This is a genomic window from Streptomyces sp. NPDC057697, from assembly GCF_042799335.1.
In the GTDB taxonomy this organism is placed as follows: Bacteria; Actinomycetota; Actinomycetes; order Streptomycetales; family Streptomycetaceae; genus Streptomyces.
Genome location: NZ_JBHVJA010000001.1, coordinates 56,296 through 78,202 on the forward strand (window position 1 = coordinate 56,296; position 21,907 = coordinate 78,202).

General features: G+C 73.4%; 19 protein-coding genes and 1 riboswitch. Of the genes, 14 read left to right on the top strand and 5 right to left on the bottom strand.

The features are described from left to right. Window positions 1-155 precede the first annotated feature (155 nt). The gene (locus ACFVFH_RS00285; RefSeq protein ID WP_383761248.1) at window positions 156-1,283 is read right to left on the bottom strand and encodes an alpha/beta hydrolase; all 1,128 of its coding nucleotides are present in this window, start codon (window positions 1,281-1,283) and stop codon (window positions 156-158) included. A 4-nt stretch (window positions 1,284-1,287) separates the two neighbouring features. Further along, window positions 1,288-1,989: a class II aldolase/adducin family protein gene (locus ACFVFH_RS00290; protein WP_383761251.1), complete on the bottom strand. Its 702-nt coding sequence runs from the start codon at window positions 1,987-1,989 to the stop codon at window positions 1,288-1,290. A gap of 208 nt (window positions 1,990-2,197) precedes the next feature. Here ACFVFH_RS00290 and ACFVFH_RS00295 point away from each other — a divergent pair, with 208 nt between their 5' ends. The 7 genes from ACFVFH_RS00295 (at window position 2,198) to ACFVFH_RS00325 (ending at window position 10,776) form a co-directional block, all read left to right on the top strand. After that, complete coding sequence (locus tag ACFVFH_RS00295) at window positions 2,198-3,463, top strand: anion permease (protein ID WP_383761253.1); 1,266 nt, start codon at window positions 2,198-2,200, stop codon at window positions 3,461-3,463. A gap of 22 nt (window positions 3,464-3,485) precedes the next feature. Next, window positions 3,486-3,716, top strand: coding sequence for a hypothetical protein (locus ACFVFH_RS00300; RefSeq protein ID WP_383761256.1), 231 nt, complete (start codon window positions 3,486-3,488; stop codon window positions 3,714-3,716). Window positions 3,717-3,867: 151 nt separating this feature from the next. Further along, a riboswitch (cobalamin riboswitch) is annotated at window positions 3,868-3,999 on the top strand. 144 nt (window positions 4,000-4,143) lie between these two features. Then, a complete protein-coding gene (locus tag ACFVFH_RS00305; RefSeq protein WP_383761259.1) occupies window positions 4,144-5,142 on the top strand; it encodes a cobalamin biosynthesis protein in 999 nt (332 codons plus the stop codon). Beyond that, a complete protein-coding gene (locus tag ACFVFH_RS00310; RefSeq protein WP_383761261.1) occupies window positions 5,139-6,707 on the top strand; it encodes a cobyric acid synthase in 1,569 nt (522 codons plus the stop codon). The genes ACFVFH_RS00305 and ACFVFH_RS00310 overlap by 4 nt, the downstream gene beginning before the upstream one ends. A 61-nt stretch (window positions 6,708-6,768) precedes the next feature. Beyond that, on the top strand, window positions 6,769-8,787 hold the full coding sequence (locus ACFVFH_RS00315; RefSeq protein WP_383761263.1) for a putative cobaltochelatase: 2,019 nt from the start codon (window positions 6,769-6,771) through the stop codon (window positions 8,785-8,787). Continuing rightward, window positions 8,787-9,386: a cob(I)yrinic acid a,c-diamide adenosyltransferase gene (gene cobO, locus ACFVFH_RS00320; RefSeq protein ID WP_383761266.1), complete on the top strand. Its 600-nt coding sequence runs from the start codon at window positions 8,787-8,789 to the stop codon at window positions 9,384-9,386. The genes ACFVFH_RS00315 and cobO overlap by 1 nt, the downstream gene beginning before the upstream one ends. 10 nt (window positions 9,387-9,396) lie before the next feature. Then, the gene (locus ACFVFH_RS00325) at window positions 9,397-10,776 is read left to right on the top strand and encodes a cobyrinate a,c-diamide synthase (protein WP_383761270.1); all 1,380 of its coding nucleotides are present in this window, start codon (window positions 9,397-9,399) and stop codon (window positions 10,774-10,776) included. A 44-nt stretch (window positions 10,777-10,820) separates the two neighbouring features. On the opposite strand, the gene ACFVFH_RS00330 is transcribed toward ACFVFH_RS00325, so the two are convergent. Beyond that, window positions 10,821-11,543: a ZIP family metal transporter gene (locus ACFVFH_RS00330; RefSeq protein WP_383761272.1), complete on the bottom strand. Its 723-nt coding sequence runs from the start codon at window positions 11,541-11,543 to the stop codon at window positions 10,821-10,823. Between the two features lie 133 nt (window positions 11,544-11,676). Between ACFVFH_RS00330 and cobC the strand changes: the two genes are divergently transcribed. Further along, window positions 11,677-13,374, top strand: coding sequence for an Rv2231c family pyridoxal phosphate-dependent protein CobC (cobC, locus tag ACFVFH_RS00335; RefSeq protein ID WP_383761275.1), 1,698 nt, complete (start codon window positions 11,677-11,679; stop codon window positions 13,372-13,374). A 49-nt stretch (window positions 13,375-13,423) separates the two neighbouring features. Here cobC and ACFVFH_RS00340 read toward each other — a convergent pair whose 3' ends face one another. Next, window positions 13,424-14,557 (bottom strand): SCO1860 family LAETG-anchored protein, encoded by a 1,134-nt coding sequence (locus ACFVFH_RS00340; protein ID WP_383761278.1) that lies wholly within the window; start codon window positions 14,555-14,557, stop codon window positions 13,424-13,426. A 324-nt stretch (window positions 14,558-14,881) separates the two neighbouring features. Then, complete coding sequence (locus ACFVFH_RS00345) at window positions 14,882-15,958, bottom strand: amidohydrolase family protein (RefSeq protein WP_383763465.1); 1,077 nt, start codon at window positions 15,956-15,958, stop codon at window positions 14,882-14,884. A 149-nt stretch (window positions 15,959-16,107) separates the two neighbouring features. Here ACFVFH_RS00345 and ACFVFH_RS00350 point away from each other — a divergent pair, with 149 nt between their 5' ends. The 6 genes from ACFVFH_RS00350 (at window position 16,108) to ACFVFH_RS00375 (ending at window position 21,902) form a co-directional block, all read left to right on the top strand. Further along, complete coding sequence (locus tag ACFVFH_RS00350; RefSeq protein ID WP_383761280.1) at window positions 16,108-17,214, top strand: pyridoxal-phosphate-dependent aminotransferase family protein; 1,107 nt, start codon at window positions 16,108-16,110, stop codon at window positions 17,212-17,214. Window positions 17,215-17,542: 328 nt separating this feature from the next. Then, on the top strand, window positions 17,543-18,073 hold the full coding sequence (ectA, locus tag ACFVFH_RS00355) for a diaminobutyrate acetyltransferase (RefSeq protein WP_383761283.1): 531 nt from the start codon (window positions 17,543-17,545) through the stop codon (window positions 18,071-18,073). 63 nt (window positions 18,074-18,136) lie between these two features. Then, on the top strand, window positions 18,137-19,405 hold the full coding sequence (ectB, locus tag ACFVFH_RS00360) for a diaminobutyrate--2-oxoglutarate transaminase (protein ID WP_383761286.1): 1,269 nt from the start codon (window positions 18,137-18,139) through the stop codon (window positions 19,403-19,405). Between the two features lie 67 nt (window positions 19,406-19,472). Further along, a complete protein-coding gene (locus ACFVFH_RS00365) occupies window positions 19,473-19,871 on the top strand; it encodes an ectoine synthase (protein WP_093539722.1) in 399 nt (132 codons plus the stop codon). 3 nt (window positions 19,872-19,874) lie between these two features. After that, complete coding sequence (thpD, locus tag ACFVFH_RS00370; RefSeq protein WP_383761289.1) at window positions 19,875-20,768, top strand: ectoine hydroxylase; 894 nt, start codon at window positions 19,875-19,877, stop codon at window positions 20,766-20,768. Window positions 20,769-20,876: 108 nt separating this feature from the next. Beyond that, a complete protein-coding gene (locus ACFVFH_RS00375) occupies window positions 20,877-21,902 on the top strand; it encodes a VOC family protein (RefSeq protein WP_383761292.1) in 1,026 nt (341 codons plus the stop codon). Window positions 21,903-21,907: the final 5 nt, after the last annotated feature.

Genomic DNA, 21,907 nt, shown 5'->3' on the forward strand with positions numbered 1-21,907 from the left:
GGCGGACAATTCGCAGCCTGGAGTCGCGCGGGTTACGGGACGTCACGGGGAGCAGTCTTGCTCCTGACGGCCCGAAAGCCCAAACGGAACCCGAATTCCCGGTGGAGGGGCCGGTGGGAGGGGCCCGTACCAATCGGCCGAACCCTCGCATCAGGTCACATCAGAGGCGTCAGGAAGCGGCGCAGGGTCTCTTCGTAGTGGGCCGGGTCGGCATTCCACATCGCCGCATGCGGAGCCTGGGGAACGGGGTGCAGGGCGATCAGGTCCGGACGGCGGGCGGCGAGGTCGCGGCTCGGCTGCCAGGGGGCGAGCCGGTCGTCGGGGCCGTGGAAGATCAGGGTCGGGACGTGCAGGGCCGACGCGAGGGAGCCGTCCAGCAGCCGGGCGCCGTGCAGTCCGGTCTGGCCCTCGGCGGCGCGGACGGCGAGCGGCAGCAGGGCGGCCGGGACACCCCGGGCCAGGGCCAGGGCGCGCAGCGTGGCGGCCCAGTCCAGCACCGGGGAGTCGAGGACGAGGCCGCTGATCCGGTCGCGGAGCGCGGAGTTGACGGCGGCGTGCAGCGCCATCGAGGCGCCGGTGGACCAGCCGTGCAGGACGACGTCCGTGGCGCCGTGGCGCACGGCGAAGCGGATCGCGGCGTCCAGGTCGCGCCATTCGGATTCGCCGAGATGGGCGAGGCCGTCGGGGGAGCGCGGGGCTCCGGCGTCGCCGCGGTAGGCCAGGTCGAGCACGGGCAGGCGCAGGTCGTGCAGGAACCTCATGACGTTCATGGGGTGTTCCCGGGTGGTGCCGAGGCCGTGCACGGTGATGACCCAGGTGTCGCGGGGGCCGGGCAGGAACCAGGCGGGCAGGGCGCCGAGCTCGCCGGGGATCTCGACGTCCCGGTAGTCGAGGCCCAGGGCGGTGGAGGGGTCGCCGCTGTGCAGCTGCGGGGTGACGCGGACCTTGGTGCCGGTCCCCAGGGTGCCCCGGTCGACGCGGACCAGTCTGCGGACGACGGTGTCGGGGGCGTGGTGGGCGTTCTCGATCACCGGGCCGACGACGGCGTGGACGTCCTTGCCCACCAGTCCGTACATCCCGGGCCGCAGGGCGGTGAAGGAGCGGGTCAGGGTGACCTGCCCGGCCGCCGTGGCGTGCACGGTGAGTCTGCGGTCGGCGGGGAGCGGTCGTCCGGACGGCGCCCGGAGGGCGGCGTCGCTGGCGTACCGGCCGGCCGCGACCGCTGCCGCTCCGACGCCGAGGATCGTGGTGACGGCTGCTGCCGTGACTGTTGCCGGGCGCACCGCTTCAGTGTCGTGGCGGATGCGTGACGCTGCCAGCGGACGGGGGCCGGCCGGGCTGTCCGTACCCCTTGAGCGCCTCCCCCGCCTCGTGCAGCTGCCGCGGCGAGAGCAGGTTCGGGGTACGGCCGGGTACGGAGCCGGCGGTGAGCCAGAGGTGGCAGAGCCATTCCAGCTGGGCGGTCCGGTCGTACGCCTGGTCGAGGGTGGCTCCGTGGGTGACGGTTCCGTGGTTCTGGAGCAGGCAGCCCGTGCGGTCCCGCAGGGCGGTGAGCATGTTCTCGGCCAGTTCGACGGTGCCGTAGCGCGCGTAGGGCGCGACGCGTACGGGCCCGCCGAGCATGGCGGCGGCGTAGTGGATCGGCGGGACCTCGTCGACCAGGGTGGAGACGGCCGTGGCGTGGACCGCGTGGGTGTGGACGACGGCGGCCGCGTCGGTGTTCCGGTAGACGGCGAGGTGGAGCGGGAGTTCGCTGGTGGGGGCCAGTTCGCCGAGGACGCGGTTGCCCTCCGGATCGACGCCGACGGCGTCCTCGGGGCCCAGCCGGTCGTACGGCACTCCGCTCGGTGTGACCAGGATCGTGTCGCCGACCCGTGCCGACACGTTTCCCGAGGTCCCGACGACGAGGCCCTCGGCCGCCGTGCGCCGGGCGGTGGCGACGACGCCGTCCCAGGCGCGTCCGATCGCGTCCCGCTGCTGCTCGCTCATGCGCCGATCCTGTCAGCCGCGGAGGCGGACGGGTATGGGGTCGGCCACAGCCGCTCACCCGGGAAAGCCGGGCCACGACCGCCCCGAGGACAAGCGGAATGCCCGGACCCCGCTTGGCAACACCCCAGCGCCCCGCTCAGTTCATCTTCCGTTCACCCAGGTTGCCTACGGTCCACATGCCAATGACGTCGAACGATTGCCTGGGTAAATGGAACACATCACGCTGCTCCTCGCGATTGTGATCGTGACAGCTCTAGTGTTCGATTTCACGAACGGTTTCCATGACACCGCGAACGCGATGGCGACGACCATCTCGACCGGTGCGCTCAGACCGAAGACAGCGGTGGCCATGTCCGCCGTTCTCAATCTCGTCGGCGCGTTCCTGTCGGTGGAGGTCGCCAGGACGATCTCCGGCGGGATCATCAACGAGGACGGGCTGCGGACGGAAGTCATCTTCGCGGCGCTCGTCGGCGCCATTCTGTGGAATCTGCTGACCTGGCTGGTCGGGCTGCCGTCCAGTTCCTCCCACGCCCTGTTCGGCGGACTGATCGGCGCGGCCGTGATGTCGGCGGGCTGGTCGTCCGTCAACGGCGGCACCGTCATCACCAAGGTGCTGCTCCCCGCGGTCGCCGCCCCGATCGTCGCCGGTCTGGCCGCGCTGCTGGCCACCAGGCTGACGTACCGGATCGGCGGGAAGATCCGCAACGACGCCCAGGAGAAGGCCACCGCCAAGGGGTACCGGGCGGGCCAGATCGCCTCGGCCGGGCTCGTCTCCCTCGCCCACGGCACCAACGACGCGCAGAAGACCATGGGCATCATCACCCTGGCCCTGGTCACCGGCGGCGTCCTGCACCCGGGCGCCAACCCGCCGGTCTGGGTCATCGTCGCCGCCGGTACGGCCATCGCGCTCGGCACCTACCTGGGCGGCTGGCGCATCATCCGCACCATGGGCAGCGGCCTCACCGACCTCCGGCCGCCGCAGGGCTTCGCCGCCCAGACCAGCGCGGCCACCGTCATCCTGGCCTCCTCGCACCTCGGCTTCTCCCTCTCCACCACCCAGTCCTGCTCCGGCGCCGTGATGGGCGCGGGCCTCGGCCGCCGGGGCGGTGTGGTCCGCTGGTCCACCGCCACCCGGATGTTCGTCGCCTGGGGCCTGACCCTGCCGGCCGCCGGTCTGGTCGGCGCGGGGGCGGAGCTCCTCACCCAGCAGGGCACCTGGGGGGTCGTCGTCGTCGCGGTGCTGCTGGTCGCGGGCTCCGGCGCGATCTGGCTGGTGTCGCGGCGCAAGCCGGTCGGCCACGACGACGTCGCCCCGGCGGCTGCCGACGCCGAGCCCGCGGGCGTCGTCACCACGGCCATCGCCGCCGTCAGCCCGCCGCCCACCGCGGCCCAGGCACCGGCCCAGAACCTCATGACCACCATTCCGGCCCCGGCCGGAACCACCCAGGACCCGGCGCGACCCGCCACCGTCTGAACCGGCCGTCTAAGGATTCAGCATGAACATCGACTGGGCAGCCCTCGGCTCCGTATTCGGCGTCTCCCTCGTCGTCACCGTCGCACTGGTGGGCCTCTTCACCCTGGGCATCGTCGGCCTCTCCAAGCAGCCGGAACCGGCGGCGCAGGGCGGCTCCGGCTCCTCGCTGCTGCTGGCCCGCGCCGGCGCGTACGTCTGCTTCGCGCTGTGCGCGGCGGCCGTCACGTACGGCATCTACCTGATCGTCGCCTGAACCGCTTCCGCACGCCTTTCCCGTCGGGCCGGACACCCCCGTGTGTCCGGCCCGATGTGGGTATCAGCACACTGCGCCGTCGCAGGTCAACGGCAGGTTGACGGGCGTTCGCGGGGCGTGGTGGACTGCCGGAGCCAATTACGGCGACAGCAGAGGAAGCCGGTGCGAATCCGGCGCGGTCCCGCCACTGTCACCGGGGAGCGGTCCCCCACACCGGACGTCACGGCGCGCGCGAGCGGGCTGGAAGGCCGGGGGAGCCGCGGATCCGGGAGCCAGGAGACTCTCGTCGCCGGTCACGTCGAACCAGGGCGCGGACCCTGAGTGAGGACATATCGCCATGCCTGGCCGCCCTGCGTCCGCTCTTTCGGCGCTCTCGACGAGAGCCGCCCGCACGAAGGTCCGCCGAGGCGCGACGGCCGGCTGAACCGTGCGAGCCGACCGCATCTTCGCGTACGGCGCCACGGCCGGACTGATCGGCGATCTGCTGCTCGGTGACCCCCGCAGGGGGCACCCGGTCGCGGCCTTCGGACAGGCCGCGGCGGAGGTCGAGCGCCGTCTGTGGCGTGACCACCGCGGCTGGGGCGCACTGCACACCCTCGTCTGCGCCGGAGGCGCCGCGGGTGGCGCCGCCCTGCTCACCCATGCCGTACGCCGCAGCCCCGCCGCCTCCGTGGCACTGACCGCGGCCGCCACCTGGTCCGTCGTCGGCGGCACCTCCCTGGGCCGCGAGGCACGGGCCGTCGGCGCCGCCCTGGCCGCCGGTGACCTCGGCCTGGCCCGCGAGCGGCTGCCGCACCTGTGCGGGCGCGACCCGCAGTCCCTGGACGGGCCGCAGATCGCCCGCGCCGTGGTGGAGTCCGTGGCGGAGAACACCTCGGACGCCGTGGTCGGCGCGCTGGTGTGGGGCGCGCTGGCCGGGGTCCCCGGGCTGGCCGGCTTCCGGGCCGCCAACACCCTCGACGCCATGGTCGGCCACAAGTCCCCCCGCCACCTGCGCTACGGCTGGGCCTCGGCCCGCCTGGACGACCTCGCGGGCTGGCCGGGCGCCCGGCTCACGGCCCTGCTCGCGGTGGCCGCGGGGGGACGGCCGGCCGACGCGGTCCGCGCCTGGCGGGCCGACGCCGCCAAGCACCCGAGCCCCAACGCGGGCCCGGTGGAGGCCTCGTTCGCGGGTGCGCTCGGCGTGCGCCTCGGCGGCACCCTCGCGTACGGCGGCCGGATCGAGCACCGTCCGGTGCTCAACGGGGAGACGGGCCGGGCGGTGGAGACCGCCGACATCGAACGCGCGGTACGGCTGTCGCGCCGGGTGGGCGCGCTGGCCCTCGGTGTCTGCGTGGCGGGACGGCTCGGCGCGGCCCTCGCCGCACGACGGATCGCGGGGCGCCGCACGGCGGCGCCCCGTGTCGCAGGACGGAGAAGCACATGAGCGGCGGACTGCTGGTCGCCGGAACCACTTCCGACGCGGGCAAGAGCGTCGTCACCGCGGGCATCTGCCGCTGGCTCGTACGCCGGGGCGTGAAGGTGGCGCCCTTCAAGGCGCAGAACATGTCGCTGAACTCGTTCGTCACCCGCGAGGGCGCCGAGATCGGGCGCGCCCAGGCCATGCAGGCCCAGGCCGCCCGCGTCGAGCCGACCGCGCTGATGAACCCGGTGCTGCTCAAGCCCGGCGGCGACCGCTCCAGCCAGGTCGTCCTGATGGGGAAGCCGGTCGGCGAGATGAGCGCGCGCGGCTACCACGGAGGCAGGCAGGAGGCGCTGTTCTCCACGGTCGTGGACTGCCTGGAGCAGCTGCGGAGCACGTACGACGCGGTGATCTGCGAAGGGGCGGGCAGCCCGGCGGAGATCAATCTGCGGCGCACGGACATCGTGAACATGGGTGTCGCCCGCGCGGCGCGCTTCCCGGTGGTGGTGGTCGGCGACATCGACCGCGGTGGCGTCTTCGCCTCGTTCTTCGGTACGACGGCCCTGCTCGCGGCGGAGGACCAGTCGCTGATCGCCGGCTACCTGGTCAACAAGTTCCGCGGTGACGTCTCGCTGCTGGAGCCGGGGCTGGACATGCTGCGGGACCTCACCGGGCGGCCGACGTACGGAGTGCTGCCCTTCGCGCACGGCCTCGGCATCGACGAGGAGGACGGTCTGCGGGTCTCGCTGCGCGGAACCGTGCGCGAATCGACGGTGGCGCCGCCGCACGGCGAGGACGTGCTGCGGGTCGCGGTGTGCGCGGTGCCGCTGATGTCGAACTTCACCGATGTGGACGCGCTGGCCGCCGAGCCCGGCGTCGTGGTCAGGTTCGTGGACCGCGCCGAGGAGCTGGCCGACGCCGACCTCGTCGTCGTGCCCGGCACCCGGGGCACCGTCAAGGCGCTGGCCTGGCTGCGCGAACGGGGCCTCGCCGACGCGCTGGTCCGGCGAGCGGCCGAGGGCCGGCCGGTCCTCGGCATCTGCGGCGGCTACCAGGTCCTCGGCGAGCACATCGAGGACGAGGTCGAGTCGCGGGCCGGGCGGGTCGAGGGCCTCGGGCTGCTCCCCGTACGCATCCGCTTCGACCGCGAGAAGACCCTGGCCCGCCCCGTCGGGCAGGCGCTCGGCGCGCCGGTCGAGGGGTACGAGATCCACCACGGCGTGGCGGACGTGCTCGGCGGGGAGACCTTCTTCCGCGACGACCGGGGACACGGACTCGACGGCTGCCGGGTCGGCTCCGTCTGGGGCACCCACTGGCACGGTTCGCTGGAGAGCGACACGTTCCGCCGCCGTTTCCTGGCCGAGGTCGCACGGGCCGCCGGCCGGCGCTTCGTCCCCGCCCCCGACACCGCGTTCGCGGCGCTGCGCGAGGAACAGCTCGACCGCCTCGGCGATCTCGTCGAAGAGCACGCGGACACCGACGCGTTGCTGCGGCTCATCGAGTCGGGCGCGCCGCCGGGGCTGCCGTTCATCGCACCCGGAGCACCCGGCGCGCCCGGAGCCCGCGCGGTCCCGGGAGGCCGCCGATGACCCCGGGGACCGGCCCGGCCCGCCTCGTTCACGCCCATTCACCCGCAGGAAGGATCGCCCAGTGAGCACGCATTTCCCGTTCACCGCCGTCGTCGGGCAGCAGGACCTGCAACTCGCCCTGTTGCTCAACTCCGTCGCACCGAACATCGGTGGTGTGCTCGTACGGGGGGAGAAGGGCACCGCCAAGAGCACCGCCGTGCGCGCGCTCTCGGCGCTGCTGCCGGAGGTGGCCGTCGTCCCCGGGTGCCGTTTCTCCTGCGACCCCGCGTCGCCGGACCCGGCGTGTCCGGACGGCCCCCACGAGACCGGGGCCGGTGTGTCGCGGGACGCCCGGATGGTGGAGCTGCCCGTGGGCGCGTCCGAGGACCGGCTCGTCGGGGCGCTGGACATCGAGCGGGCGCTCGCGGACGGCGTGAAGGCGTTCGAACCGGGCCTGCTGGCCGACGCGCACCGCGGGATCCTCTACGTCGACGAGGTCAACCTGCTCCACGACCACCTCGTGGACCTGCTGCTGGACGCGGCCGCGATGGGCGCCTCGTACGTCGAGCGCGAGGGGGTCTCGGTGCGGCACGCGGCGCGCTTCCTGCTCGTCGGGACGATGAACCCCGAAGAGGGCGAACTGCGGCCCCAGTTGCTCGACCGGTTCGGGCTGACCGTCGAGGTCGCCGCGTCCCGGGAGACCGATCAGCGGGTCGAGGTCGTGCGCCGGCGTCTCGCGTTCGACGACGACCCCGCGGCCTTCGCCGCCGGGTGGGCCGGCGAGGAGGACGCGCTGCGGGCGAGGATCGTCGCCGCGCGGGCGCTGCTGCCCGAAGTGCGGCTCGGGGACGCGGCGTTGCGGCAGATCGCGGCGACCTGCGCGGCCTTCGAGGTCGACGGCATGCGCGCGGACATCGTGATGGCGCGGACCGCCACCGCGCTGGCCGCCTGGGCGGGGCGTACGGACGTGCTCGCCGAGGACGTGCGGCAGGCGGCCCTGCTCGCGCTCCCCCACCGGCGCCGGCGCAATCCGTTCGACGCGCCGGGTCTCGACGAGGACAAGCTCGACGACACGCTGGAGCAGAACGGCGGCGAGGACGAGGATCCGGACCCGGACGGCCCCGGTGGCGGCGGCCGCCCCCCGCGCGGCGACGGCCCCGACACGCCGCAGGGGCCCGAGGGCGAGTCCGGCGACGCGCCCGCGCCGTCCGTGCCCGAACAGGGCCGGGAGCAGGGCCAGGGGCAGCCCTCCGGCGGCGGCGAGCAGCAGCCGGTACGCGCCACCGAGCCCTTTCGCACGAAGATGCTGAGCGTTCCCGGCCTGGGCGAGGGCGCGGCGGGGCGGCGGTCCCGGGCACGTACCGAGCACGGGCGCACGACCGGCGCGCGGCGTCCGCAGGGCGCCCTGACCAAGCTGCACCTCGCGGCGACGGTGCAGGCCGCCGCGCCGCACCAGCGGGCGCGTGGCCGTTCGGGGCGCGGGCTGGTGGTCCGGCGGGACGATCTGCGCCAGGCGACGCGGGAGGGGCGCGAGGGGAATCTGGTGCTCTTCGTGGTGGACGCCTCCGGGTCGATGGCGGCCCGGCAGCGGATGGCCGCCGTGAAGGGCGCGGTCCTGTCGCTGCTGCTGGACGCGTACCAGCGGCGCGACAAGGTCGGGCTGGTCACCTTCCGGGGCAGGGACGCCGAGGTGGCGCTGCCGCCGACGTCGTCGGTGGACGCCGCGGCGGCGCGGATGGAGCAGTTGCCGACCGGTGGGCGCACCCCCGTCGCGGCCGGGCTGCTGAAGGCCCATGAGGTGCTGCGGGTGGAGCGGCTGCGTGATCCGTCGCGGCGGCCGCTGCTGGTCGTGGTGACCGACGGGCGGGCGACCGGGGGCCCCGACCCGGTGGCGCTGGCGGCCCGAGCGGCGCGGCTGCACGAGGCGGAGGGCGTCGCGTCCGTCGTCGTGGACTGCGAGTCGGGGCCGGTACGGCTCGGTCTCGCGGGCAGCCTCGCACGCGATCTCGGGGGCAGCGCCGTCACGCTCGACGAACTGCGGGCCGACTCGATCGCCGGGCTCGTCAAGGACGTTCAGGGAACCAACAGGAGGGCCGCGTAATGCCGCAGGGACAGCCGACCACCGTGCCCGACGACGGGCTCACCACCCGCCAGCGCCGCAACCGCCCGCTGCTGATGGTGCACACCGGCACCGGCAAGGGGAAGTCGACGGCGGCCTTCGGGCTGGCGCTGCGTGCCTGGAATCAGGGGTGGCCCATCGGCGTCTTCCAGTTCGTCAAGTCGGCGAAGTGGAAGGTCGGCGAGGAGAACGCGCTGAAGGTGCTCGGTGCGAGCGGCGAGGGCGGGTCCGTCGTCTGGAACAAGATGGGCGAGGGCTGGTCGTGGGTGCAGCGCGACGGCCAGATGGACAACGAGGAGGCGGCCCGCGAGGGCTGGGAGCAGGTGAAGCGCGACCTGGCCGCCGAGACGTACCGGCTGTACGTCCTCGACGAGTTCGCGTACCCGATGCACTGGGGGTGGGTCGACACCGACGAGGTGATCGAGGTGCTGCGCGACCGCCCCGGTACGCAGCATGTGGTGGTCACCGGCCGCAACGCGCCGCAGAAGCTGCTGGACGCCGCCGACCTGGTCACCGAGATGTCGAAGGTCAAGCACCCGATGGACGCCGGTCAGAAGGGCCAGCGGGGCATCGAATGGTGAGGGAATCCCGGTGAACGTCCCACGTCTGGTGATCGCCGCCCCCTCCTCGGGGAGCGGCAAGACCACCGTCGCCACGGGGCTGATGGCGGCCTTCGCGGGGCGCGGTCTCGCGGTGTCCCCGCACAAGGTCGGCCCCGACTACATCGATCCCGGCTACCACACGCTGGCCACGGGCCGGCCGGGGCGCAACCTCGACGCGTACATGTGCGGCCCCGGTCTGGTCGCCCCGCTGTTCGCGCACGGGGCGCGGGGGTGCGACCTGGCGGTGGTCGAGGGCGTGATGGGGCTGTTCGACGGGGCGTCCGGGCAGGGCGAGCTGGCGTCGACCGCGCAGGTCGCGAAGGTGCTGCGGGCGCCCGTGGTGCTGGTCGTCGACGCGTCGTCGCAGTCGCGCTCCGTGGCCGCGCTGGTGCACGGCTTCGCCTCCTGGGACCCGGGGGTGCGGATCGGCGGGGTGATCCTCAACAAGGTCGGCTCGGACCGCCACGAGGCGCTGCTGCGGGACGCGCTGGAGGAGTCCGGTCTGCCGGTGCTGGGGGTGCTGCGGCGGGCCGAGCAGGTGGCGGTGCCGTCGCGGCACCTGGGGCTGGTGCCGGTGGCCGAGCGGCGCGGCGACGCGGTGGGCGCGGTCGGGGCGATGCGGGAGCAGGTGGTGGCGGGGTGCGATCTGGACGCGCTGATGGCGCTGGCCCGGTCCGCGCCCGCGCTGCCGGACGAGGTGTGGGACGCCCGGACGGCGATCGCGGAGTGCGGCGGGCCGGTGCCGCTGCCCTCCTCCGCCGGTGGCCGGGGCCCGGTCGTGGCCGTGGCGTCCGGTCCCGCGTTCACCTTCTCCTACGCCGAGCACACCGAGCTGCTCACCGCCGCCGGGGCCGAGGTCGTGCCGTTCGATCCGCTGCGGGACGAGACGTTGCCGCGGGGCACCCGGGGGCTCGTCATCGGCGGGGGTTTCCCGGAGGTGTACGCCGCCGAGCTCTCCGCCAACGCGGCGCTGCGCGGGGCCGTCGCCGAGCTGGCCGGGTCCGGGGCACCGGTCTCCGCCGAGTGCGCGGGGCTGCTGTATCTGGCGCGTTCGCTCGACGGGCTGCCGATGTGCGGGGTCCTGGACGCGGAAGCGCGGATGTCGAAGCGGCTCACGCTCGGCTACCGGGAGGCCGTGGCGGTCTCCGACAGCGTGCTGGCGGCGCCCGGCACCCGGGTGCGCGGACACGAGTTCCACCGGACCGTGCTGGAGCCGGGTGCCGGGGCCGAACCGGCGTGGGGCATGCACCAGCCGGAGCGGCGGGTCGAGGGATTCGTACGCGATGGCGTGCACGCCAGCTATCTGCACACGCACTGGGCCTCGGCGCCCGGCATGGCCCGCCGGTTCGTCGAGCGGTGCGCGGGATGAACGGCGTACGGGCCGCGAGCGGGGCCGGTGGCCGGGCGCGGTGCTCAGTCCGCGATGCCCACCACCAGCCAGATGAAGCCCACCCCGGCCACGGTGCACAGCAGTGTGGAGCGGGCCGGGTGCGTGTGGTGCGCCTCGGGGAGGATCTCGGCGGCGGCGAGGTAGAGCAGCGCGCCGCCGAAGAAGCCGAGATAGCAGCCGAGGAGTTCCGCCGGAAGGGTGAACAGAAGGGTGGTCGCGGCGCCCACGACCGGCGCCAGGGCGTCCGCGAACAGCATGAACAGGGCCTTGCGGCGGGCGTTCCCGTACAGGCTGGTGATCGTGTAGGTGTTGAAGCCGTCGGCGAAGTCGTGCGTGATGACGGCGAGGGCGACGGTGGCGCCCATGCCCGCGCCCACCTGGAAGGCCGCGCCGAGCGCCACGCCGTCCATCAGGCTGTGGCCGACCATCGCCGCCGCTGCCGTGAGCCCCACCTGGGGCACCCGCTCCTCGCCCGCGCCGTGTGCCGCCTGTCGTACGGCGAGCAGCCGCTCCACGAGGTGGGCGAGGAGGAAGCCGCCCACGAAGAGCAGCAGCGCGGCCGGGACGCCGAGGACGGGTTCGCCCGCGGCCTCGATCGCCTCCGGCAGCAGGTCCAGGCCGACCACTCCGAGCATGAGTCCGCCGGCGAAGCCGAGCACCAGGTGGCGGCGGTCGGTGACGCGCTGGGCGACCCAGCCGCCGGCCAGGGTCATCAGGAACGCGCCGAGCGCGACGAACACCGCCATGCGCTCTTGCTAGCCGATCGACCCCGGTACGCGCATCTCAGCGCGGCCCCGTAGTCCGGCCCCGCGGCACCCCCGGCGCCCCCTCTTCCCTCTTCCTCCGTCTTCTTCCGCGTTCCGAAAGGACCCCTCCCCCATGTCCGAAGCCGTCGACTCCGCCGCGGTGTTGCCGCCCGCGTCGCTCGCCGTGGGGGTCGGCGCGTCCAGGGGCGCACCCGTCGAGGAGGTGCTCGGGCTGGTCCGGGAGACCCTGCGCGCGGCCGGGCTCTCACCGCTGGGCGTCGCGGAGCTGGTGACCGTGGACACCAAGGCGGACGAGCCGGGCCTGGTCGCCGCCGCGGCGGCGCTCGGTGTACCGCTGCGCACGTACCCGGCCGGGGTGCTGGCCCGTATCGAGGTGCCCGGTCCGTCCGGCGCGCCGCTCGCCGCGGTCGGAACGCCGTCGGTCGCGGAGGCCGCCGCGCTCGCGGCGGGGGGCGAGCTCCTCGTGACGAAGCGGAAGTCGGCCCCGCGGGGGCGGGCTCCGATGGTGACCTGCGCGGTGGCGCGCCGCGATCCGCGCGGGCGGGCGGGCGTCGCGCCCGTGGCACCGGACGGACCGGCCGGACCCGACCGTTGCGTGGAAGCGGGTGCCGGGCGCATAGTCGTTCTGCCGGACTTCGGGGACGGGGCGGAGCCGCCGCGGCGGCCGGCCTCCCGCCCCGACGACGACGGCGCCCACCCCCACACCACGGCGGCCATGCACACTCCCACGGAAAGCCCCGACGCGACCGGCGCGGGCACGCACGATCTGCGCCACCACGGTGACGCGGAGGTACGGGGACGGGACCGGGATCTGACCGATCTCGCCGTCAACGTACGGGCCGGCACTCCCCCGGCCTGGCTGAGGGAGCGGATCACGGCGTCGCTGGGCGCGCTGGCGGCCTATCCGGACGGCCGTGCGGCGCGGGCGGCGGTCGCGGCCCGGCACGGCGTCCCGGTGGAACGGGTGCTGCTGACGGCGGGCGCGGCGGAGGCGTTCGTGCTGATCGCGCGGGCGCTGCCGGCCTCCCGTCCGGTCGTGGTCCATCCGCAGTTCACCGAGCCGGAGGCGGCGCTGCGCGCGGCCGGGCACCCGGTGGGGCGGGTGCTGCTGCGGGCCGGGGACGGGTTCCGGCTGGACCCCTCGGCGGTGCCCGAGGACGCGGATCTGGTGGTGGTCGGCAACCCGACCAACCCCACGTCGGTGCTGCATCCGGCGGCGGTGCTGGAGCGGCTGGCCCGTCCCGGCCGGACGCTGGTGGTCGACGAGGCGTTCATGGACGCGGTGCCGGGCGAGCGCGAGACGCTGTGCGGGCGTACGGACGTCCCGGGGCTCGTCGTGCTGCGGAGCCTCACCAAGACCTGGGGGCTCGCGGGGCTGCGGATCGGTTATGTGCTGGCCGCGCCGGAGACCGTCCGGGCGCTGGAGGAGGCGCAGCCGCTGTGGCCGGTGTCGTCCCCGGCGCTGACGGCCGCCGAGGCGTGCATGGAGCCGCGGGCCCTGGCCGAGGCGGCCGACGCCGCGGAGCGGATCGCGGTGGACCGGGCCCATCTGGTGGCGGGGCTCATGGAGTTCACCGAGGTGCGGGTGATGGAGCCGGCCGAGGCGCCGTTCGTCCTGGTGCGTCTGGACCGGGCCGCCGAGGTGCGGGAGCGGCTGCGGCTGCTGGGGTTCGCGGCGCGGCGCGGGGACACGTTTCCCGGGCTCGGCCCCGACTGGCTGCGGCTGGCCGTGCGCGACCGTGCGACGACCAACCGCTTCCTCCAGGCGTTCGACCAGGCGCTCCAGACGCTGGGCGCTGCGGTGCGCTGACGGGGCAGCCGGTGAGGAACCCGCACCGGCTGCCCCGCCCTCGGGAGGGTCAGCTCCGGGCGCGGCGCCTGGCCACGACCACCGCCCCGGCGCCCGCCGCCAGCAGGACGGCCGCACCGCCCGCGAGGTACGGCGTGGTGGAGCTGCTGCCCGTCTCGGCGAGGTTGGAGCCGGCGGCCGGTTCGTGGCCGGTGCCGGTCTGCGGCTTCACCCCGCCGCTGTCACCGCCGCCGCTGTGGCCGCCGCCCGTGGAACCGGTGGTGCTGCCGCCGTTGCCGGAGGCACCTCCGTCGCCGGAACCTCCGCTGGTGGAGCCGCCGTTGCCGGAGCCGCCGTCGCTCGACCCCCCGCTGTGCGAACCGCCGCTGTCCGACCCCCCGCTGCCCGAACCTCCGTTGCTCGTACCGCCGTTGCTCGTACCGCCGTTGCTCGTACCGCCGTTGCTCGTACCGCCGTTGTCCCCGCCGCCCGGCTTCGGCGTCTCGCAGGTCGCCTCGACGAGCGTGACCTCACCCTGCACGTCGGCGACGTTCAGCTTGAGCGGGTTGACGGAGACCTTCAGCCGCAGCGCGGTCGCCGCGGCGGTACGCGAGGTGGTGTGCGTCTTCGAGAGGTCGAGGGTCACGTCGCCGACCGCCGGGACGCTGATCCGCGTGGTGCCGCCCGCGCTGAGGTCGATCCGCTTGCCGAGGACCGACACGTGCCCCAGGACGTTCGACTCGGCGACCGGCTTGTGACCCGCCTCGCAGACGGCCCTGGAGGTGACCTTCTCCACCTCGATCAGTGAGAGCAGCGGCAGTCCGGGGACGTGGACCCGGGCCTTGACCACGTTGCTGTAGCCCTCGGCCCGGTGCTTGTCGACGGTCGCCTTCGAGGTGGCCACGTCGGCGGCGAGCACGCTCACCGGCCGGCCGCCGTCCACTCCGTCGAGCCGCACGCTGAGCGCGGTCTCCTTGGCGTCGGCGGGCGCCTTCACCTCATTGAGCGCGGCCCTGAGCGGTACGTCGATCGTCTTGTTCAGGAGCGAGACGTCGAGTGCGGTACGGAGCACGACCGCGCCGGCCTTCCCGCCGCCGGTGGTCGTGGTGCTCGCGTCGGCGGCCTGCGCCGGGGCGGCGACCAGCAGGGCGACGGGTGCGGCGGCGACCGCCAGGGCGGCCAGGCGGAAGGTGTTGCTGTTCAAGGTGGTGGAACCCCCACAAGAGACATGGAGCCACCGGCGCTGTCCAATGGGGGACATCGAGAGCTCCGGTGGCCTCGACCCCGAAAGCTTTACGCACGGAGGGTGAACTGGCGGACACCTGACGTGAGTTCACCCCAAAGGGGGGTTTCCGCGCCTGTATTCGAATATCTCGGTACGTGCGTTCCTCGGGGTCACCCGATCCGCCGAGCGCGGAGGGCTCCGGGGCCGACTGCGCCGGAGTGCACGGAAAGTGTCTCAACGACGGGGCAGGGCTCCGGTCACTGCCCGTCAACACCGCGCACCCCGGCCACGCGGCCGCCGGGCTCAGCCGATCACCCGCCCGTTCAGCACCACCCGCCGCGGCGCCGCGAGCACCCGTACGTCCGCCCGCGGGTCCTCGTCGTACACCACCAGGTCCGCCGGGGCCCCCTCCTCCAGCACCGGCCGCCCCAGCCACTGCCGGGCGCCCCAGGTGGTCGCGGAGAGCGCGTCCAGGGCCGGGATGCCCGCCTTCACCAGCTCGGCGACCTCGTCCGCCACCAGCCCGTGGGCGAGCACTCCGCCCGCGTCGGTGCCGACGAAGACCGGCACCCCGGCGTCGTACGCGGCGCGCACGGTGTCGTAGCGCCGCTCGTGCAGCCGGCGCATATGGGCCGACCAGCGCGGGAACTTGGCCTCGCCGCCGTCCGCGAGCGAGGGGAAGGTGGCGATGTTGACCAGGGTGGGGACGATCGCGACCCCGCGCTCGGCGAAGAGCGGGATGGTGTCCTCGGTGAGCCCGGTGGCGTGCTCGATGCAGTCGATGCCCGCCTCGACGAGATCGCGCAGCGAGTCCTCGGCGAAGCAGTGCGCGGTGACCCGGGCGCCGAGCCGGTGCGCCTCGGCGATGGCCGCCGCGACCTCCTCGCGCGGCCAGCAGGCGGTCAGATCGCCCACCTCCCGGTCGATCCAGTCGCCGACCAGCTTCACCCAGCCGTCGCCGCGGCGCGCCTCCTGGGCGACGTAGTCCACCAGCTGGTCCGGCTCGATCTCATGGGCGTAGTTCCGGGTGTACCTGCGGGGCCTGGCGATGTGCCGCCCGGCCCTGATGATCTTCGGCAGGTCCTCGCGGTCGTCGATCCACCGGGTGTCGGCCGGTGAACCCGCGTCCCGCAGCAGCAGGGCTCCCGCCTCCCGGTCGGCGAGGGCCTGCCGCTCGCTGGTGGCCGCGTCGACGGCTCCGTGGTGGTCGAGCCCGACATGGCAGTGGGCGTCCACCAGGCCCGGCAGCGCCCAGCCGGTGACGGTCACCGCCCCGTCGGCGCCGGGCGGTCTCCCGTACGAGATCCGCCCGTCGACCACCCAGAGGTCGTCCCGGACGTCCTCGGGACCGACGAGCACCCGCCCCTTCACGTGCAGCACCTGCGATGCCTTGTGATCACTCATGGGCAGCACTGTACGAGGCGGCGCGCGGGGCCCTGGGTACGCTTTCGACGGAAGCACCGTCCGTACGCGCCACCGCGCAGCGAACCGGCCGACCACACCCGACCCGACCCGAAGAGAGCACCACCGTGACGCATCCGTTCCTCGACCTCGCCCCGCTCACCGCCGCGCACTTCGCGGCCATCGAGCAGCGGGTGGCCGGCCTCCTCGCCACCGAGCAGGACGTCGTCATCATGCAGGGCGAGGCGCTGCTCCCCCTCGAAGGCTGCATCCGGGGCGCCGCCCGGCCCGGTTCGACCGCGCTGAACGTCGTCACCGGGCCGTACGGGCAGACCTTCGGGAACTGGCTGCGGGACTGCGGTGCCCGGGTGATCGATCTGGCGGTGCCCTTCCACACGGCGGTCACCGCCGACCAGGTCGCGCGGGCGCTGGACGAGCACCCGGAGATCGACTTCGTCTCCCTGGTCCACGCGGAGGCGGCGACCGGCAACACCAATCCGGTCGCCGCGATCGGCGAGGTGGTCCGCGCGCACGGAGCGCTGTTCATGCTGGACGCCGTCGCCTCGGTGGGCGCCGAACCGCTGCTGCCGGACGCGTGGGGCGTCGATCTCTGCGTGATCGGCGCGCAGAAGGCGATGGGCGGCCCGGCCGGGGTGTCGGCGGTGTCGGTGAGCGGCCGCGCCTGGGAGCGGATCGCCGCCAACCCCGAGGCCCCGCGCCACTCCTACCTCTCGCTGCTGGACTGGAAGGAGCGCTGGATCGACGGCGGCCGCAAGGCCCTGCTGCACGCCCCCGCCCAGCTGGAGATGCTGGCGCTGGAGGCCTGTGTGGAGCGGATCGAGGCCGAGGGGCTGGACGCGCTGATGGCCCGTCACCGCGCGGCCGCCGCGGCGACGCGGGCGGGCGCGGTGGCGCTCGGCGGCGGCCTTTCGCCGTATGTGCACGAGGCCGGGGAGGCGGCGCCGGTCGCGACGACGCTGCGCGCGCCCGAGGGGGTCGACGCCGCCGGGCTGGTCGCGCGGGCGCTCGCGGCCGACCCGTCGCTGCCGCTGATCGCGGGCGGGGGCGCGCTGTCCAAGGAGATGATCCGGGTCAATCACTACGGGGTGGACGCGACGCGGGGCGCGGTGCTGTCCTCGCTCGCGGCTCTGGGGGCGGCGCTGGCCGACACGGGCCGGCAGGTCGACTTCGAAGCTGCCCGCAAGGCCGTCCCGGAAACCTGGCCGAGCGAATAAATACGCGCCGGATCGCGCTTATTCCATAAATGCGGGGAGCTGCCTCATTCAGAGCAGCTCCCCGCATTCTTCTGCCCGCTTTCCTGGACCCTAAACACCCCGGTTCCCCGAGGTCCCTGCCACACAATTCCGTTGCGTCACCCGAGAGTTACACCTATGTGACCGACTCCACACCGGAGCCGTTATGCCGGATAAATGGCCCCCAAAACAGGGTAAATCGCCACCGGGTCGCGCTGGCGCACGCGCCCGCCTGATAACACAGCGGGCCGCCTCGCCCAACCCCTCGCATCGATGCAATTTCGGAATTTGCTGGGTAAATTCAATTCGCATGACCGCCGCACCAGCAGATTTTGCCCGTGCCCGCACCGAATTCATCGGCATCGACGCCCCACGAGTGGAGGACGGAGCCGCGATCTGGCGCATAGCCCGCGACTCCGAGGTCCTGGACCTCAACTCCTCGTACAGCTACCTGCTGTGGTGCCGTGACTTCTCGGCGACCTCCGTGGTCGCCCGCGACGAGGCCGGCGAGCCCGTCGCCTTCGTGACGGGATACCTCCGGCCGGACCGCCCCGGGACGCTCGTCGTCTGGCAGGTGGCCGTCGACCACGGCCACCGCGGGACCGGCCTGGCGGGCAGGCTGCTGGACGCGCTGACCTCGCGGGTCGCCGCCGAACACGGCCTGGCCTCGGTCGAGACGACCATCACCCCGGACAACACCGCTTCGGACCGGCTGTTCACCTCCTACGCGCAGCGCCACGACGTGGCCCTGGAGCGCACGGTCCTCTTCGACGGCGAGCTGTTCCCCGAGGGCACGCACCTGCCCGAAGTCCTGTACCGCATCGGCCCGTTCCACGCCTGAGCGCCACCGAGCCCGCCCGCGTCCGAGCCCGACGCACACCCCCCTTCGAGCAGGAGAATCCCTGTGACCATCACCCCGCCCGCCCTGAGCGTCTTCGAGACCCTGGAGTCGGAGGTACGGAGCTACTGCCGCGGCTGGCCCGCGGTGTTCGACCGCGCGCAGGGCGCCCGGCTGACCGACGAGGACGGCCACACCTATCTGGACTTCTTCGCCGGCGCGGGTTCCCTCAACTACGGCCACAACAACCCGGTCATGAAGCGCGCGCTGATCGACTACATCGAACGGGACGGCATCACCCACGGCCTCGACATGGCCACCACCGCGAAACGCGCCTTCCTGGAGTCCTTCCAGAACAACGTGCTGCGCCCGCGCGACCTCCCGTACAAGGTGATGTTCCCCGGCCCGACCGGGACCAACGCGGTCGAGGCCGCCCTGAAGCTGGCCCGCAAGGTGAAGGGGCGCGAGTCGATCGTCTCGTTCACCAACGCCTTCCACGGCATGTCGCTGGGGTCGCTCGCCGTCACCGGCAACGCCTTCAAGCGCGCCGGGGCCGGAATCCCGCTGGTGCACGGCACCCCGATGCCGTTCGACAACTACCTGGACGGCCGGGTGCCCGACTTCCTCTGGTTCGAGCGGCTGCTGGAGGACCAGGGTTCCGGGCTCAACAAGCCCGCCGCGGTGATCGTCGAGACGGTGCAGGGCGAGGGCGGCATCAATGTGGCGCGCCCCGAGTGGCTGCGCGCGCTGTCCGAGCTGTGCCGACGCCGCGACATGCTCCTGATCGTCGACGACATCCAGATGGGCTGCGGACGCACCGGGGCGTTCTTCTCCTTCGAGGAGTCCGGCATCACCCCCGACATCGTCACCCTGTCGAAGTCGATCAGCGGCTACGGCCTGCCGATGTCGCTCTGCCTGTTCAACCCGGAGCTGGACATCTGGGGACCGGGCGAGCACAACGGCACCTTCCGCGGCAACAACCCGGCCTTCGTCACGGCCACCGCCGCGCTGGACGCCTACTGGGCCGACGGCCAGATGGAGAAGCAGACCCTGGCCCGGGGCGAGCAGATCGAGCAGACGCTCCTCGCGATCTGCGACGAACACGCCCGGCTCGGTGCGCGGTTCCGCGGCCGCGGCCTGGTGTGGGGCGTGGAGTTCACCGACGCCTCGCGCGCCGCCGCGATCTGCGCCCGCGCCTTCGAACTGGGGCTCCTGGTCGAGACCTCCGGCCCGCAGAGCGAGGTCGTGAAGCTGCTGCCGCCGCTGACCATCACCCCCGACGAGCTGGACGAGGGGCTGCGCACACTGGCCCGCGCGGTCCGCGAGACCGCCTGATCCCGGACCCGCCACGGCGCGGGTCCGACGAGAAGCACCACCGCAGAGAGAAAGGCACCGAACCACCGTGATCGTCCGATCGTTCAGTGACATCGAGAACACCGACCGGCATGTGAAGGCCGCTTCCGGCACCTGGGAGAGCAAGCGCATCGTGCTCGCCCAGGAGAAGGTGGGCTTCTCCCTCCACGAGACCACGATGTACGCGGGCACCGAGACGTCGATGTGGTACGCGAACCACATCGAGGCCGTGCTGTGCGTCGAGGGCGAGGCCGAGCTCACCAACGACGAGACCGGCGAGAAGCACTGGATCACCCCCGGCACGATGTATCTGCTGAACGGCCATGAACACCACACCATGCGGCCGAAGACCGACTTCCGCTGCGTCTGCGTCTTCAACCCACCGGTCACCGGGCGGGAGGAGCACGACGAGAACGGTGTCTACCCGCTGCTCACCGAGGAGGGCTGAGCCATGACCACCGATGCGCGCACCGATCTGTATCCGAGCCGCGGCGCCGCCGAGATCATCACCCCCCGCCAGGACCCGGTGATCTGGTCCGCGCCGGGCGCCCCGGGCCCGGTGGCCGCGAAGGACCTCCAGTCCTTCGAGCGCGACGGCTTCCTCACCGTGGACCAGCTGGTCACGCCCGACGAGGTGGCCGTCCTCCACACCGAGCTGGACCGGCTGATCGCCGATCCGGCGGTGCGGGCCGACGAGCGTTCGATCATCGAGCCGAAGTCGCAGAAGGTACGGTCGGTCTTCGAGGTCCACCGGATCAGCGAGGTCTTCGCCCGGCTGGTGAGCGACGAGCGGGTGGTGGGCCGGGCGCGTCAGATCCTCGGCTCGGACGTGTACGTCCACCAGTCCCGGATCAACGTCAAGCCGGGCTTCGGCGCCTCGGGGTTCTACTGGCACTCGGACTTCGAGACCTGGCACGCCGAGGACGGTCTGCCGAACATGCGGGCGGTGTCCGTGTCGATCGCGCTGACCGAGAACCACGACACCAACGGCGGGCTGATGATCATGCCCGGTTCGCACAAGTCGTTCCTCGGCTGCGCGGGCGAGACGCCGAAGGACAACTACAAGCAGTCGCTGAAGATGCAGGACGCGGGCACCCCGTCCGACGAGGCGCTGACGAAGATGGCCGACCGGCACGGCATCAAGCTCTTCACGGGCAAGGCCGGTTCGGCGACCTGGTTCGACTGCAACTGCATGCACGGTTCGGGCGACAACATCACGCCGTACCCCCGCAGCAATGTCTTCATCGTCTTCAACAGCGTGGAGAACGCCGCCGGGGAGCCGTTCGCGGCACCGGCGCGGCGGCCGGAGTTCATCGGGGCGCGGGACTTCACACCGGTGCGGTGAGACCCCGCCGGTCCGGGACGGGGAGGGCGGTGCGGCGGTCGTCGCACCGCCCTCCCCGCGCCGTAAGTCGGTGGACCGCCGCGATCCCGCCCGGAGAGAGTGAGTCCCATGACCTCACTCGTGCGTCACATCACGATCGACTGCGCCGACGCCTACGGGCTCGCCGGCTTCTGGGCCGAGGTGCTCGGCACGCGGCTCTCGGACCAGGACGCCCCCGGCGATCCCGAGGCGCTCGTCGAAGCGCCCGGTGCCGCGCTGCTGTTCATCCAGGTGCCGGAGCCCAAGAGCACCAAGAACCGCGTCCACCTGGACATCCAGCCACAGGACCGGACCAGGGACGAGGAGGTCGAGCGGCTGCTCGGCCTCGGCGCCACCCTCGTCGCCGACCACCGCAGGCCCGACGGGCGGGGCTGGGCGACGCTCGCCGATCCCGAGGGCAACGAGCTGTGCGTCGAGTGCGGTGCGGCGGAACGGGCGGCCCTGACCGGGGCCCGGCCGCCGGTCACGGCGGACGACGTGACCACCGCGGTGCGCCTCGCGGTCGACGCGCTCCTGGAGTCCCCGGTGACCGACTGGGACATTCCGGCCGGATCGCTGGAGTGGACCTGCTGGGAGACCGCGGAGCACCTGAGCGACGACCTCTTCTCGTACGCGGCCCAACTGGGCCCGCGACGGCCGTCGCTGGACGCGTACGTCCCCTACCGCTGGGGCCCCGACCGCGAGGGCGGTCCGTGGAACGCGGTCTTCGCGGACCGGACGGCCGGGCCCGCCGGGCTGCTCCGGACACTGGAGGCGAGCGGCGCGCTGCTCGCCTCCATGGTGCGGACGGCCTCGCCCGAGCTCCGCTCGTACCACTCCTACGGGGTGTCCGACCCGGAGGGCTTCGCCGCGATGGGCATCGTGGAGACCCTGGTGCACATGCACGACCTCGCCGCGGGCCTGGGGATCGGCTGGAACCCTCCCGCCGCCCTCTGCGACCGGGTGCTGGCCCGGCTCTTCCCGGACGCGCCGAAGGACGACGACCGGTGGGCGGTGCTGCGCTGGGCGACCGGCCGCGGCGAGCTGCCCGGCCACCCGCGCCTCACCTCGTGGAAGTGGCACGGCGCACCGCTGGACGGGACCGGCCCCGCGTAACACGG

Coding starts and splice junctions, on each gene's coding strand:
- ACFVFH_RS00310 (WP_383761261.1), top strand. CDS start 5,139: ATGAGCGGCGGACTGCTGGTCGCCGGAACCACTTCCGACGCGGGCAAG.
- ACFVFH_RS00375 (WP_383761292.1), top strand. CDS start 20,877: ATGACCTCACTCGTGCGTCACATCACGATCGACTGCGCCGACGCCTAC.
- cobC (WP_383761275.1), top strand. CDS start 11,677: ATGTCCGAAGCCGTCGACTCCGCCGCGGTGTTGCCGCCCGCGTCGCTC.
- ACFVFH_RS00300 (WP_383761256.1), top strand. CDS start 3,486: ATGAACATCGACTGGGCAGCCCTCGGCTCCGTATTCGGCGTCTCCCTC.
- ACFVFH_RS00290 (WP_383761251.1), bottom strand. CDS start 1,989: ATGAGCGAGCAGCAGCGGGACGCGATCGGACGCGCCTGGGACGGCGTC.
- thpD (WP_383761289.1), top strand. CDS start 19,875: ATGACCACCGATGCGCGCACCGATCTGTATCCGAGCCGCGGCGCCGCC.
- ACFVFH_RS00295 (WP_383761253.1), top strand. CDS start 2,198: ATGGAACACATCACGCTGCTCCTCGCGATTGTGATCGTGACAGCTCTA.
- ectA (WP_383761283.1), top strand. CDS start 17,543: ATGACCGCCGCACCAGCAGATTTTGCCCGTGCCCGCACCGAATTCATC.
- ACFVFH_RS00330 (WP_383761272.1), bottom strand. CDS start 11,543: ATGGCGGTGTTCGTCGCGCTCGGCGCGTTCCTGATGACCCTGGCCGGC.
- cobO (WP_383761266.1), top strand. CDS start 8,787: ATGCCGCAGGGACAGCCGACCACCGTGCCCGACGACGGGCTCACCACC.